Annotated in this window: 13 protein-coding genes; 3 read left to right on the top strand and 10 right to left on the bottom strand. The window is 61.8% G+C overall.

The genetic code is table 11. From position 1 onward, the window contains the following. Window positions 1-125: 125 nt before the first annotated feature. From RIN61_RS03465 to puuE, 7 genes are all read right to left on the bottom strand, one after another. Window positions 126-908, bottom strand: a complete 783-nt coding sequence (locus tag RIN61_RS03465; protein ID WP_025340033.1) for an outer membrane protein OmpK — start codon at window positions 906-908, stop codon at window positions 126-128. Between the two features lie 352 nt (window positions 909-1260). After that, window positions 1261-2046: an outer membrane protein OmpK gene (locus RIN61_RS03460; protein ID WP_313855799.1), complete on the bottom strand. Its 786-nt coding sequence runs from the start codon at window positions 2044-2046 to the stop codon at window positions 1261-1263. Between the two features lie 137 nt (window positions 2047-2183). Further along, a complete protein-coding gene (locus RIN61_RS03455; RefSeq protein WP_112253043.1) occupies window positions 2184-3539 on the bottom strand; it encodes a nucleobase:cation symporter-2 family protein in 1356 nt (451 codons plus the stop codon). 208 nt (window positions 3540-3747) lie between these two features. Continuing rightward, a complete protein-coding gene (locus RIN61_RS03450) occupies window positions 3748-5076 on the bottom strand; it encodes a urate hydroxylase PuuD (RefSeq protein ID WP_112253042.1) in 1329 nt (442 codons plus the stop codon). A 59-nt stretch (window positions 5077-5135) separates the two neighbouring features. Next, window positions 5136-5639, bottom strand: a complete 504-nt coding sequence (locus tag RIN61_RS03445) for an ureidoglycolate lyase (RefSeq protein WP_003259500.1) — start codon at window positions 5637-5639, stop codon at window positions 5136-5138. A gap of 57 nt (window positions 5640-5696) precedes the next feature. Then, the gene (uraD, locus tag RIN61_RS03440) at window positions 5697-6212 is read right to left on the bottom strand and encodes a 2-oxo-4-hydroxy-4-carboxy-5-ureidoimidazoline decarboxylase (protein WP_133974293.1); all 516 of its coding nucleotides are present in this window, start codon (window positions 6210-6212) and stop codon (window positions 5697-5699) included. Then, entirely contained in the window at window positions 6212-7138 is a 927-nt protein-coding gene (gene puuE, locus RIN61_RS03435) for an allantoinase PuuE (RefSeq protein WP_112253040.1), read from the bottom strand. The genes uraD and puuE overlap by 1 nt, the downstream gene beginning before the upstream one ends. A gap of 399 nt (window positions 7139-7537) precedes the next feature. Between puuE and uraH the strand changes: the two genes are divergently transcribed. After that, window positions 7538-7891, top strand: a complete 354-nt coding sequence (gene uraH, locus RIN61_RS03430) for a hydroxyisourate hydrolase (protein ID WP_003259496.1) — start codon at window positions 7538-7540, stop codon at window positions 7889-7891. A 195-nt stretch (window positions 7892-8086) separates the two neighbouring features. On the opposite strand, the gene RIN61_RS03425 is transcribed toward uraH, so the two are convergent. Continuing rightward, window positions 8087-9436 carry an NCS2 family permease gene (locus tag RIN61_RS03425; protein WP_013973528.1) on the bottom strand — a complete coding sequence of 450 codons (1350 nt, stop codon included), beginning with the start codon at window positions 9434-9436 and terminating at the stop codon, window positions 8087-8089. A gap of 282 nt (window positions 9437-9718) precedes the next feature. Between RIN61_RS03425 and RIN61_RS03420 the strand changes: the two genes are divergently transcribed. Then, window positions 9719-10474, top strand: a complete 756-nt coding sequence (locus RIN61_RS03420) for a GntR family transcriptional regulator (protein ID WP_207878129.1) — start codon at window positions 9719-9721, stop codon at window positions 10472-10474. Window positions 10475-10706: 232 nt separating this feature from the next. After that, window positions 10707-11405 carry an aquaporin Z gene (gene aqpZ / locus RIN61_RS03415; protein ID WP_112253039.1) on the top strand — a complete coding sequence of 233 codons (699 nt, stop codon included), beginning with the start codon at window positions 10707-10709 and terminating at the stop codon, window positions 11403-11405. On the opposite strand, the gene guaD is transcribed toward aqpZ, so the two are convergent. Together guaD and xdhC are read right to left on the bottom strand one after the other, a co-directional pair. Further along, complete coding sequence (gene guaD / locus RIN61_RS03410; protein ID WP_313855791.1) at window positions 11402-12706, bottom strand: guanine deaminase; 1305 nt, start codon at window positions 12704-12706, stop codon at window positions 11402-11404. The genes aqpZ and guaD overlap by 4 nt on opposite strands. 10 nt (window positions 12707-12716) lie before the next feature. Further along, a complete protein-coding gene (gene xdhC / locus RIN61_RS03405; RefSeq protein WP_207878127.1) occupies window positions 12717-13562 on the bottom strand; it encodes a xanthine dehydrogenase accessory protein XdhC in 846 nt (281 codons plus the stop codon). Window positions 13563-13607 lie beyond the last annotated feature (45 nt).

Genomic DNA, 13607 nt, shown 5'->3' with positions numbered 1-13607 from the left:
CGGCTTCGCCCCGGTTCGCGGGTGAACCCGCTCCCACATGTATAGCGTCTGCCATGAATCCGGTGCGGACCCTGTGGGAGCGGGTTTACCCGCGAATGGGCCGCAAGGCGGCCCCTGTACTCAGATCAGAAATGTACCTTGAGCAGGAAGCTCATGGTGTTCTGGTCGGTGGTGAAGGCATCGGAATCCTTGATGCCGTACTTGTTCTTCCAATAGTCGTACTCGACACCCACATACAGCTGCTTCTCGCCCAGGTGCAAGGCCTTGCCCAGGTCATACTTGATCTGCGGATTGAAGTGCAGGTTGGCCTGGTAGGTGCCGCGGCGGTTCTCGTCGTTGTCCACCACCCAGTCCATGAAACCGTCGATCAGCACATCGGACGAACCGACCGGAATGGTGTACGACCACACCGGGGTGATCTGCCACACGTTGTCGCCAGCGCGGCTGCCGTCGGTGGTGCGGTTGTAGAAGTTCAGCTGGAAGTAGTCGAAACCAGGGATGTCCAGGTCGAAGCCTGGGCCAATCAGGTACGACTCGGTATCACCTTCGCCGAACTCGTAGGTCATCGCCAGCAGCACGTCCTTGACCGGGCCGAAGGCCAGCTTCTGGTCGAAGATCTTGCCGAACGACAGGCGCGGGCTGATTTCGCCGTAGTAGGTGTTCGGGCCATTGCCCTCATCTTTCTGGCCCTGGTAGAAGATCTTGTCGACAAAGATGAAGTTATCGCCGTACTTCCAGCCATCAGCGTGCTCGAAGGTCACGGTTTGCTGGATCGACGGGTTGACCTTGAAGTTCTTGCCCCACAGGTAGGTCAGGCTGTTGTTCTGCCATTGCAGCAGGTCGCCGCCGAAGGTGGTGCCACAGGCCAGCAGGCCGCCGGCGAGGATCAGGCTGTTGATGGTACGCATTGCGAGTGTCGCTCCCTTGATTGATCTGTTGTCAGCGCTCGTTGTTGGCGCTTTTTTGTCTTTTGAGTCAGCTTTTTTCGATAGGCCACAGCTGTTTGGCAAGGGTTGAGCCAACTTTCCTGGGCTGGCAAAACCTTCCTGCTCGACTTCGTTCTGAACGGATGAAAAGGGTCTTTCAGGCTGGCAACACGTTGGCCAACCGCCCGTATTCATTGACTGAGCGGTCAGTAAACGCAGGCAGAATCCCTTCTGCCCTGATCGAGGGGGCGCGCAGATTACTGGCTTGCGCGCCTTGCCTCAAGTGCTCCGTCCTGGAGCAGTGTGGTACAAACTTGTGCGTTCGGTCAGTTTTTCAGAAGTGCACTTTGATCAGCGCGCTGGTAACGCTCTGGTTGCTGTCGATGTTTCCCTGGCTGTCGATGCCGTACTTGTCCTTCCAGTAGCTGTACTCGATGCCCACGTACAGCTGCTTGGCGCCCAGGTTCAGGGCTTTGCCCAGGTCGTACTTGACCTGTGGGTTGAACTGCAGGTTGGCGTGGTAGGTGCCACGGCGGGTCTGGTCGTTGTCGACCACCCAGTCCATGTAACCGTCGATCAGAATGTCGGATTTGCCCACCGGAATGGTGTACGAGAAAGCCGGGGTAATCTGCCAGACGTTGTCACCGGGGCGGCTGCCTTCGGTGTTGCGCAGGTAGAAGTTGAGGGTGAAGTAGTTGAAGCCGGGAATGTTCAGGTCGAAGCCAGGGCCGATCAGGTAGGCCTCGTTGTCGCCCTCGCCACGCTCGTAGGTCATGGCCAGCAGCACATCCTTGATCGGGCCGAAGGCCAGCTTCTGGTCAAAGATCTTGCCGAACGACAGGCGCGGGCTGAACTCACCGTAGTAGGTGGTCACGCCTTTGCCCGGGTCGGGCTTGCCGTTGTAGAAGATCTTGTCGACGAACATGAAGGTGTCGCCGTACTTCCATTTGTTGGCGTGCTCGAAGGTAACCGTCTGCTGGATGCCTGGGTTGACCTTGAAATCCTTGCCGTACAGGTAGCTCAGGCTTTCGCCATGCCACTGCAGCCATTCGCCAGCGTGGGCGGGAAGGGTGGCCAGCAGGCTGCTGCCCAGCAAGAGGGACGAGGTGATGCGTTTCATGTTGTGGTTCCCGGACTTATTGTTTTTGTTGGGTTTTTTTGGCGCGCAGGCGCCCCGGACGGCCCATTCCGGCGGGCCGACGGTGTAGCGTTTACGGCGAATTCGAGGTGGGGCGGCAGTGCGCCGCCCCCCTTTGCTCAATGCTGGTGACAGGCTTCGTTGTGCACCGCGCGGTCGGCACCGCCAAGGATGTTGAACAGCACGTTCAACACCAGGGCACTGACCGTGGCCATGGCGATGCCACTGTGGGTGATGGGTTCCATCCACTGGGGCATCTGGGCGAAGAACTCCGGACGCACCACGGGGATCAACCCGAAGCCGACGCTCACCGCAACCAGCAACTGGTTGCGACGGTCGCCGATGTCCGCTTCCTGGAGAATCTTGATACCGGTGGCGGTGACCATGCCGAACATGGCGATGGACGCGCCGCCCAGTACCGCAGGCGGGATCGAGGCAATCAGGAAGGCCGCCTTGGGCAGCAGGCTGAGCAGGATCAGCAGTGCACCGGCCACGATGGTGACATAGCGGCAGCGCACCCCGGTCATCTGCACCAGGCCGATGTTCTGGGCGAACGAGGAGTGGGTGAAGGTGTTGAAGAAGCCGGCGATGAACGACGCGCCGGCATCGCACAGCAGGCCGCGACGCAACATCCCTGGGGTAACTTCACGATCGGTCACCTTGCCCAGGGCCAGGAACATGCCGGTGGACTCGACGAAGATGATCACCACCACCAGGCACATGGACAGGATCGGCGCCAGGCTGAAGGTCGGCATGCCGAAGTGCAGTGGGGTTACCACTTGCAGCCAGGGTGCGTCGTTCAGGCCCGACAGGTCGACCATGCCGATGGAACCGGCCAGGACGTAGCCCAGGCCCATGCCCACCAGCACCGACACGTTGACCCAGAAGCCACGCATGAAACGGTTGATCAGCAGGATTACCGCCAGCACCAGGCCAGCCACCATCAGGTAGATCGGTGAGCCGAAGGCTTCAGCTTCCTGGCCGCCACCAGCCCAGTTGACTGCCACCGGGAACAGCGACAGGCCAATCGAGGTGATCACCGTACCGGTGACCAGTGGCGGGAAGAAGCGTACGACCTTGGACATGAACGGCGCGATCAGCATGCCGAAGAAACCGGCGGCGATGGTGGCGCCGAAGATCCCTTGCAGGCCCACGCCTGGCATGCCGGCCATGGCCACCATGCTGCCGACGGCAGCGAAACTGGCACCCATCATCACCGGCATGCGGATGCCCACCGGGCCGATACCGAAGGACTGGATGATGGTGGCGACGCCAGCGACCAGCAGGTCGGCGTTGATCAGGAAAGCGACTTCTTCACGGGACAACCCGGCGGCCTGGCCGATGATCAACGGCACGGCGATCGCGCCACCGTACATCAGCAGAACGTGTTGCAGGCCAACCAGGATCAGTTGGAACAGGGGCAAGGGCTCACGCGGCGGCGCAACAGGGATGTACGCCTTGCGGGACTCGGACATGCAGCACCTCGAGTTTTGTTTTTATTCTCGGATCCAAGCGCCGGCCTCAGGCGGCAGGCTCACAATGAAGAGAGCCTGGAGTCCCGCCTGACGCTGAACGCTCGATGCTTGCTTGTTGCGTATATCTTGAAACAGAGGCCGGGATTACCGGCCTCTTCGCGGGTGAACCCGCTCCCACAGGGGGCGGTGTTATCCCGACATTTGTGTTTCAGTTGACCGGGGCGCCTTTGGCGATCCAGTCACCGACCAGCTTGCGCTCTTCGGTGGTCATCTGGGTGATGTTGCCCAGCGGCATGATCTGGCTGGCGACCGCTTGCGCCTGGATGCGCGCGGCCTGGGCCTGGATCTGCTGCGGGGTGTCGAACATCACGCCGGCAGGGGCGGCGCTGAACAGTGGGCTGGTCGGCTTGGACGAGTGGCACACGGTGCAGCGTTCCTGGATGACATTGTGGATCTTGTCGAAGGTCTCGCCGCCGGCCTGGGCCGTGGCCTGGGCAGGGGCTTCGGCCGGCGCGGCAGGCGCTGCGGCAGCCTTGGCGGCGTCTTCGGCGCGTTGCTCGGCTGCGGTCTTGCCACCTACAGCGGTCGCGGGCAGTGGCTGGTACTCGACTTTCGCCGCAGCCTGCTCAGGGCTGACCGCCATCGGTTTCGGACCGGTGACGTAGGCCAGGCAGATCATCGCCAGGGCGCCGACCGGCAGGGTCCAGGCGTACTTGTTGCTGTCGTGGCGGGTGTTGAAGTAGTGACGGATCAGGACCGCAGCTACCGCGATACCGGCCAGGATCAGCCAGTTGTACTGACTACCGTAGGTGCTCGGGAAGTGGTTGCTGATCATGATGAACAGCACCGGCAGGGTGAAATAGTTGTTGTGGCGCGAGCGCAGCAGGCCCTTGGCCGGCAGTACCGGGTCGGGGGTCTGGTTGTTCTCGATCGCCGCCACCAGCTGGCGCTGGGCCGGCATGATGATGCGGAACACGTTGCCGACCATGATGGTGCCGATGATCGCGCCGGTGTGCAGGTACGCACCACGGCCGCTGAACACCAGGCTGAAGCCCCAGCATGCGGCGATGATCAGCACGAACAGTACTGCACCGAGCAGCGCTGGCTTCTTGCCCAGGGGCGAGTCGCACAGGAAGTCGTAGATGAACCAGCCGGCGATCAGCGAGCCGATACCGATGGCCACGCCTTCGGCACCACTGAGGGTGCTGCCAGGGGCCAGCAGATACAGGGCCGGGTTCCAGTAGAACACCACGCACAGCAGGGCGATACCGGACATCCAGGTGAAGTAGGCTTCCCATTTGAACCAGTGCAGGTTCTCGGGCATTTTCGGGGGGGCGAGCTTGTATTTTTCCAGGTGGTAGATACCACCGCCGTGAATTGCCCAGAGATCACCCGACAACCCATCGCGCGGGTTGCTTCGGTTCAGGTGGTTCTCCAGCCAGACGAAGTAGAACGATGCACCGATCCAGGCGACGCCGGTGATCATGTGAACCCAGCGAATGCTCAGGTTCAGCCATTCGTGAAGGTGTGCTTCCACAGTATGTACCTCTTGCCGGTCACCCGATCGGGCAATGCCCTTGAATGACCGACCTTTTCTTATTGGTGGGGATTGAGGACCAGCATCTGTTCCTCGGTGAAGTAATGCTCGTCGCAGTTGTTGCCGGAACCACTGCGATCAACCACCAGGAAGTCATCCCGCTTTTCGATCGTCAGCACCGGGTGGTGCCAGACGCCGCGATGGTAATTAACGCCCTGCCTGCCATTACTGCGGAAGGCTCGGACCAAACCTGATACAGGTGCATCGCCAACTGGCGCGACCACGATCAGAAAGGGGTTGCCGAGCAGCGGGATGAAAGCCTGGCTGCCCAGCGGATGGCGTTCCAGCATGCGCACGGTCAGCGGCATGTCCAGCGCGTCGGCGCGGAAGATGCTGATGATCGCCTTGTCTTCAGGCTCGGCGGTTTCGACCGTGGCGAGCTTGTGGAAGCGCATGGTCGAGCCGTTGTTGATCATGAAGTGGTCGCTGCCATCGGTTTCGATCACATCTCCGAAGGGGGCGAAGGCTTCTTTGGTCAGGGGCTCGATCATCAGGGTGCGCATGCGGATATCTCTTCTATGTTCGTTATTCTGGATAAGGCTCAAGCGTTGCTACGGCGGTTACAGCTGCAGCAGGCGGAACAGGGCGATCAGGTTGATCTGCGCCAGGGCTTCCTTGAATTCGGCATCGGCATCGTTGTGGATGCGTTTTTCGAACGAGGCGAGGATCTGGTGCCGGTTGCTGCCTTTTACCGCCATGATGAACGGGAACTGGAACTTGGCCTTGTAGGCGTCATTCAGCTCGGTGAAACGGGCGAACTCTTCGGCGGTGCACTGGTGAATACCGGCGCCGGCCTGCTCGTTGGTGCTCGATTCGGTCAGCTCGCCCTGGATGGCGGCCTTGCCGGCCAGGTCCGGGTGAGCGTTGATCAGCGCCAATTGGTCGGCGTGGTTGGCGCTGAGCAGGATATCGCTCATGCGCTGGTGCAGCGCCTCGATCTCGTCCAGCTCGCCCAGTTGGCCCAGGTCGTAGGCTTTTTCGGCTACCCACGGCGAGTGCTCGTAGATGTCGGCGAAGGCCTTGACGAAGGCGTCGCGGTCCAGGGCGGATGGCTTGAGGGTGTTGAAGGCGGTCATCAGGCGTTCTCTTTCTTGTACGGGTGGGTGGCGTGCCAGTGGCGGGCGATGTCCACGCGACGGGCGAACCAGACCTGGTCATGGCTTTTTGCGTAATCGACGAAGCGCTTCAGTGCTGCCAGGCGTGCCGGGCGGCCAACCAGGCGGCAGTGCAGGCCGATGGACAGCATCTTTGGGGCGTCGCTGCCTTCGGCGTACAGCACATCGAAGGCGTCCTTGAGGTACTGGAAGAACTGCTCGCCGCAGTTGAAGCCCTGTACCTGGGTGAAGCGCATGTCGTTGGTGTCGAGGGTGTAGGGGATCACCAGGTGCGGCTTGCCGGTAGGGTTGTTCGGCTCCCAGTAGGGCAGGTCGTCGTCATAGGTGTCGCTGTCGTACAGGAAGCCACCTTCCTCCATCACCAGGCGGCGGGTGTTCGGGCCGGTGCGGCCGGTGTACCAGCCCAGCGGGCGCTCACCGGTGATTTCGGTGAGGATGCGGATGGCTTCGAGCATGTGCTCGCGCTCCTGGGCCTCGTCCATGTACTGGTAGTCGATCCAGCGGTAGCCGTGGCTGCAGATTTCATGGCCGGCCTCGGCCATGGCGCGGATCACGTCGGGGTGGCGCTGGGCGGCCATGGCCACGGCGAAGATGGTCAGCGGCACGCCGCTGTCCTTGAACAGCTTCAGCAGGCGCCAAACGCCGGCACGGCTGCCGTACTCGTACAGCGATTCCATGCTCATGTTGCGCGCGCCCTGCAATGGCTGGGCGGCGACCATTTCCGAGAGGAACGCTTCGGACTCCTTGTCACCGTGCAGGATGTTGCGTTCGCCACCTTCCTCGTAGTTGAGGACGAAAGATAGCGCGATGCGAGCGTTGCCCGGCCATTGCGGGTGAGGAGGGTTGTTGCCGTAACCGATCAGGTCGCGAGGGTAGTCAGCGCTCACTGCAGTCTTCCTTCTTGTGCGTTAGTGCGGGGGGTGGGCGGGCCGCGTCGGTATGTCGCACCACCGGATGGGCTGATTGTATACAACTTCTGAAATCTTTTGTAAGCCTGTTTTTCCGCATTTCTTCCCTTTTGTCGCCTCGCAGCGACCTGGAAAAACAGTGCAAGAAACCTGCCTGATTGGTCAGCTAATGACGTTGGTGTCTTTGCGGTGCCTGTATTTGCGACCGATGGGTCGTTTGTGAGCAAGAAACGGTGGGTGCGACAGATGGGTTCAAAAAATTGTGTACAATTTTGCGATGGAATGTCTTAATGGCGTCATTCCCGCGCATCGCAGGCCCTTTGGCGTGATGATGGCCGTGTATTTTTTGCCCACAGATTGAACAAGAGGCGACAAGCAATGGGACGTTTGACCACACACGTACTGGATGCCGCGCATGGCTGCCCGGGCAGCTCGATCAAGGTCGAGCTGTACCGTGTCGAAGGCCAGCAGCTGGAGCTGGTGAACACCGCCCTGACCAACAGCGATGGCCGCGTCGACGCGCCACTGCTGCAGGGTGACGATTACCGTACCGGCGTCTACCAGCTGCAGTTCAGCGCTGGCGACTACTACCGCGCTCGCGGTGTACAGCTGCCAGCCCAGGCGTTCCTGGATGTTGTCGTGCTGCGCTTTGGCATCGACGAGCAGCAGGAGCACTACCACGTGCCGCTGCTGATCTCGCCGTACAGCTATTCGACCTATCGTGGAAGCTAGTTGGTCGCTAGAAGAATCTTCGTAGGTCCTTTGGCCCGCTCTCACACTGGCGGGTTTTTTTTCGTCTGCTGTTTTTTGTATTGCCTGCACCGGCCTCTTCGCGGGTAAACCCGCTCCCACAGGCCGCGAAGAGGCCGGACAGGCTGTAGAAACAAAGAAAGGGCGCCGAGGCGCCCTTGGTTGGTGCAGCGGGGGTCAGAGGAACACGAACTTGGCAATGAAGATCGCGCACAGCACCCACAGGCTGGCGGAGATTTCCTTGTATTTGCCGGTACCTGCCTTCAACGCCACGTAGCTGATGAAGCCCAGGGCAATACCGTCGGCCACCGAGAAAGTCAGCGGCATCATGATCACCGTGACGATCGCCGGAATGCTGTCGGTGGCCTCGTCCCAGTGGATATGCGCCATGCTGCCCATCATCAGCATTGCCACGTAGATCAGCGCACCGGCGGTGGCATAGGCCGGAATCATCCCGGCCAGCGGCGCAAAGAACATCGCCGCGATGAACAGCAGGCCGACCACCACTGCAGTCAGGCCGGTACGGCCACCTGCGGCTACACCGGCAGCACTTTCCACATAGCTGGTCACCGGCGGCACGCCGACCACGGCGCCAAACACACTTGAAGCACTGTCGGCCTTCAGCGCCTTCGACAGGTTCTCGATGCGCCCGTCCGGCGCCACCAGGTTGGCCCGCTGCGCCACGCCCATCAGGGTGCCGGCGGTGTCGAACATGTGCACGAACAAAAACGCCAGCACCACGCTGATCATGCTGACGTTGAACACGCCGGCCACGTCCATGGCCATCCAGGTCGGTGCCAGGCTTGGCGGCATCGACATCACCCCGCCGAACTTCACCAGGCCCAGGCCCCAGCCGGCCAGGGTGACACCGATGATGCTGATCAGGATCGCACCGAACACCCGCTTGTAGCTGAGGATGGCGATCAGCAGGAAGCATACCGCCGCCAGCAGCGGCCCCGGCTCATGCAGCGAGCCCAGCTTGATCAGCGTGGCCGGGCTGTCGACGATGATGCCTGCCGTTTTCAGGCCGATCAGCCCGAGAAACAATCCGACGCCGGCCCCCATGGCATGGCGCAGGCTGACCGGGATGCTGTTGAGCAACCATTCGCGCACTTTCGACAAGGTCAGGAACATGAACAGCACACCCGAGACGAATACTGCGCCCAGTGCCGTTTCCCAGTTGTAGCCCATGGTGCCGACCACGGTGTAGGTGAAGAACGCGTTGAGCCCCATGCCCGGCGCCAGGCCCACCGGCCAGTTGGCGTACAGGCCCATCAGCAGGCAGCCAAGCGCGGCGGCGATGCAGGTGGCGACGAAGGCGGCACCGTGGTCGATGCCAGCGTCGGCCATGATGTTGGGGTTGACGAAGATGATGTAGGCCATGGTGATGAAGGTGGTCACCCCGGCGATCATTTCGGTCCTGACGGTGCTGCCGTGTTGCTTGAGTTTGAAAATCCGCTCCAGCCAGCTCGTTTCGAGCGGTGGGGCAAGATCCAGCGTAGGGGCTTCGGATTTGCGGCTTTCCACAGCAAGTACTCCTCAAGTCTTTCTTGTTGTTATGGAGCCAGTGGCCTGCGCAATGCACTTGGCGGCTCCGCGAGGGAAGGCAGACGTCTGACCGGTTTGTTGACTTGCGGGTCAAGAAGTTGCTCGGTGGATTATCCTTTTGTGTACAAAGAATGCAAATAATGTTTTATCTTTTGTGTGCGCAAGGTGTCGTACAACGGCTATATAGGTAAAAGGCCACCTGCAGAAACGGCTCAGCCTGTGTACAATGGCGCCATACTTTCCTTCGTGCCTCGAGAGCCCATGAACGAACAGCTGCAACCTCTGAAGAAACCTGCGCGTACCGGCAAGGCTGGCCGCAGTGGTACCCAGGACGACATCGTCTACGCGCATATTTTCGAGGCGATCCTCGAGCAGCGTCTGGCACCGGGCACCAAGTTGAGCGAGGAAGCGCTGGGCGAGATCTTCGGCGTCAGCCGCACCATCATCCGCCGCGCCTTGTCGCGCCTGGCCCACGAAAGCGTGGTGCTGTTGCGGCCGAACCGCGGTGCGGTGGTGGCCAGCCCGACGGTGGAAGAGGCCCGCCAGGTGTTCTTCTCCCGGCGCATGGTCGAACGTGCCATCACCGAACTGGCCGTGCAGCACGCTTCCCTCGAGCAGCTCAACGAGCTGCGGCAGATGGTGCGTGAGGAGCGCGACAGCTTCTCCCGTGGTGACCGCGGCGCCGGCATTCGTCTTTCCGGCGAATTCCACCTCAAGCTGGCCGAGGCTGCGGGTAATGCGCCACTGGTCAGCTTCCAGCGCAGCCTGGTATCGCAGACCTCGCTGATCATTGCCCAGTACGAGAGCGGCAACCGTTCGCATTGCTCCTATGACGAACACATGCAGCTGATCGACGCCATCGAGGCGCGCGATGCCGAGCAGGCGGTGAGCCTGATGATGCACCACATGGATCACATCGACAGCAAGCTGAACCTGGACGAGGAGAGTGCCTCGGACGATCTGCATGCCGTGTTCTCGCATTTGCTGAAAAAGCCCAAGGTATCGGTCAAGGGTTGATCGTTTGCTTAAGTGAATGGAATGCGCCGTTGTGGGAGCGGGTTCACCCGCGAACACCGGCGCAGCCGGTGCCATACACCGTGTTGCCTTCTTCGCGGGTAAACCCGCTCCCACAAGAAGCACGGCCATTTCTGGCCATTAATCAAAGGTCTGCTAAATTCTTGTGAGCAAACCTTCATCAAGCAGTTGGGCTTGCGCATTCGTTGCGTTCAACTTCTTGAGGAATGGACTCATGAGCATGTCCCTCGGTAAACGCATGGGGGCCGAGCTGGTCGGCACCTTCTGGCTGGTGCTTGGCGGCTGTGGCAGTGCGGTACTCGCCGCAAGCTCCCCCATCGGCATCGGTGTACTCGGCGTCGCCTTCGCCTTCGGCCTCACCGTGCTGACCATGGCCTTCGCCATCGGCCATATCTCCGGTTGTCACCTTAACCCCGCCGTGTCATTCGGGCTGGTGGTGGGCGGGCGCTTCCCGGCCAAAGAGCTGTTGCCCTACGTGATCGCCCAGGTGATCGGCGCCATCCTGGCGGCAGGTGTGATCTACCTCATCGCCAGCGGCAAGGCAGGTTTCGAGCTGTCTGCGGGATTGGCTTCGAATGGCTACGCCGACCACTCGCCCGGCGGCTACACGCTCGGGGCAGGCTTTGTCAGTGAAGTGGTGATGACGGCGATGTTCCTGGTGGTGATCATGGGCGCCACCGACGCCCGGGCGCCGGCGGGTTTTGCGCCGATCGCCATCGGCCTGGCCCTGACCCTGATCCACCTGATCTCGATCCCGGTGACCAATACCTCGGTCAACCCCGCGCGTAGCACGGGGCCGGCCTTGTTCGTCGGTGGCTGGGCCCTGCAACAGCTTTGGCTGTTCTGGGTGGCGCCGCTGATCGGTGCGGCGATCGGCGGCGCATTGTACCGGGGCTTGGCGAACGAGCCTTAGCGCTGGTGCACGCAACGCCCGGCGGCGTAGGTTTCGCGCACGGTGCGGTCGTCGCCGAGGGTGGTGAGCACGAACAGGGTTTCCTCGATGCTGTTGGACTGCTGGATGCGGTAGTCCAGCAGTGGCGTGGCCTTGTAGTCCAGTACCACGAAGTCGGCGTCGTTGCCCGGGCGCAGGCTACCGATGCGGTCGTCCAGGCGCAGTGCGCGCGCGCCGCCCAGGGTGGCCAGGTACAGTGACTTGTACGGGTGCAGACGCGCGCCCTGCAACTGCATCACCTTGTACGCTTCGTTCAGGGTATTGAGCAGCGAGAAGCTGGTGCCGGCGCCAACGTCGGTGCCCAGGCCCACATTGACCTTGAAGCGCTCGGCCTGGGGCAGGTTGAACAGGCCGCTGCCGAGGAACAGGTTGGAGGTGGGGCAGAAGGCCACGGCCGAGCCGGTTTCGGCCAGGCGCTGGCATTCGTCATCGCACAGGTGCACGCCATGGGCGAATACCGAGCGCTCGCCCAGCAGCTCGAAGTGGTCGTACACGTCGAGGTAACCCTTCTGCTCGGGGAACAGCGACTTGACCCAATCGATTTCCTTGAGGTTTTCCGACAGGTGCGTGTGCATGTACACCCCCGGGTGTTCCTTGAGCAGTTGGCCCGCCAGCGCCAGCTGTTCAGGCGTACTGGTCGGGGCGAAACGCGGGGTGACTGCATAGTGCAGGCGGCCCTTGCCGTGCCAACGCTCGATCAGTGCCTTGCTTTCGGCATAGCCGGACTCGGCGGTGTCGGTCAGGTAGTCCGGGGCGTTGCGGTCCATCATCACCTTGCCGGCGATCAGGCGCAGGTCCAGGCGCTCGGCTTCCTCGAACAGGGCATTGACCGATTCCGGGTGCACGCTGCCGAACACCAGGGCGGTGGTGGTGCCGTTGCGCAGCAGTTCCTTGAGGAAGATCTTCGCCACCTGGTCGGCGTGGCCCTTGTCGGCGAACTGCTTTTCGCAGGGGAAGGTGTAGGTGTTCAGCCAGTCCAGCAGCTGTTCGCCGTAGGAGCCGATCATGCCGGTCTGCGGGAAGTGGATGTGGGTGTCGATGAACCCCGGGGTGATCAGCGCGTCCTGGTAGTGCTCGACCGGGATGTCGGCGTCCAGGGTCGGCAACAGTTCGGTGGCGTGGCCTACGGCGCGGATGCGGCCGTCGTCGACTACCAGCAGGCCGTCCTCGAAGTATTCATGGGAAGCCTCCAGGCCCACCTCGGCCGGGTCGGCGATGCTGTGCAGGATGGCGGCACGGTAGGCTTTGCGGGTAACGGTCATAACACACTCGTCAAATGGCTTGGCTGCGCCGGGAAGGCGGCAGCAACTGGGCAATGGGGCCGGCATTGGCGGCAGCGTCGTGCTGGCCGAAGCAGGCGTTGTAGGTGGCGATGATTTCACCGGCGATGGACACGGCGATCTCGATGGGCAGCTTGCCCTTGACCTCGGCCAGGCCCATCGGGCAGCGCATGCGCGCCATCACGGCATCGTCGTAACCGCGCTCGCGCAGGCGATGCTCGAACTTGACCCGTTTGGTCTTCGAGCCGATCAGGCCGAACCAGGTGAAGTCGTTGCGCTTGAGAATGGCGGCGGTCAGTTCCAGGTCGAGCTGGTGGTTGTGGGTCATGACGATGCAGTAGCAGCCTGGCGGCAGTTCTGCCACTTCGTCGACCGGCTCCTCGCTGACCACCTTGGTCACCCCGTCGGGGATCAGGGCAGGGAATTCCTGCTCGCGCGAATCGATCCAGCGCACCCGGCAGGGCAGGGCGGCGAGCAAGGGTACCAGAGCCCGGCCGACATGACCCGCGCCGAACACCGCGATCTGCGCCTGCACCGCGGCCATGGGTTCGAACAGCAGTACATTGACGCCGCCGCAGCACTGGCCAAGGCTGGCGCCGAGGCTGAAGCGCTCCAGGTGCGGAGTGGTGCGGTGCTCTTCGAGCATTTGCCGGGCGATGTGCAGCGCCTTGTATTCCAGGTGGCCGCCGCCGATGGTGTCGAACAGGCCGCTGGCGCTGACGACCATTTTCGAGCCGGCATTGCGCGGGGTCGAGCCGCGCTCCTCGATGATGGTCACCAGCACGCAGGCTTCGCCACGGGACTGGTGGTCGGCGAGGGCGTTGATCCATTGGTGCATGATGCAACCTCTCTATAGCTGCGTCGCGATCCCTGTGGGAGCGGG

Source organism: Pseudomonas inefficax (genome assembly GCF_032164165.1).
GTDB lineage: Bacteria > Pseudomonadota > Gammaproteobacteria > Pseudomonadales > Pseudomonadaceae > Aquipseudomonas > Aquipseudomonas inefficax.
Note: the sequence above shows the minus strand (reverse complement) of the source record. Positions and strands in the feature narration are given on the sequence as shown.

What these genes read in the sequence shown, in the direction of transcription:
- RIN61_RS03465 (WP_025340033.1), bottom strand. Translation starts at nt 908, where the DNA reads ATGCGTACCATCAACAGCCTGATCCTCGCCGGCGGCCTGCTGGCCTGT.
- RIN61_RS03460 (WP_313855799.1), bottom strand. Translation starts at nt 2,046, where the DNA reads ATGAAACGCATCACCTCGTCCCTCTTGCTGGGCAGCAGCCTGCTGGCC.
- RIN61_RS03455 (WP_112253043.1), bottom strand. Translation starts at nt 3,539, where the DNA reads ATGTCCGAGTCCCGCAAGGCGTACATCCCTGTTGCGCCGCCGCGTGAG.
- RIN61_RS03445 (WP_003259500.1), bottom strand. Translation starts at nt 5,639, where the DNA reads ATGCGCACCCTGATGATCGAGCCCCTGACCAAAGAAGCCTTCGCCCCC.
- uraD (WP_133974293.1), bottom strand. Translation starts at nt 6,212, where the DNA reads ATGACCGCCTTCAACACCCTCAAGCCATCCGCCCTGGACCGCGACGCC.
- uraH (WP_003259496.1), top strand. Translation starts at nt 7,538, where the DNA reads ATGGGACGTTTGACCACACACGTACTGGATGCCGCGCATGGCTGCCCG.
- RIN61_RS03420 (WP_207878129.1), top strand. Translation starts at nt 9,719, where the DNA reads ATGAACGAACAGCTGCAACCTCTGAAGAAACCTGCGCGTACCGGCAAG.
- aqpZ (WP_112253039.1), top strand. Translation starts at nt 10,707, where the DNA reads ATGAGCATGTCCCTCGGTAAACGCATGGGGGCCGAGCTGGTCGGCACC.
- guaD (WP_313855791.1), bottom strand. Translation starts at nt 12,706, where the DNA reads ATGACCGTTACCCGCAAAGCCTACCGTGCCGCCATCCTGCACAGCATC.
- xdhC (WP_207878127.1), bottom strand. Translation starts at nt 13,562, where the DNA reads ATGCACCAATGGATCAACGCCCTCGCCGACCACCAGTCCCGTGGCGAA.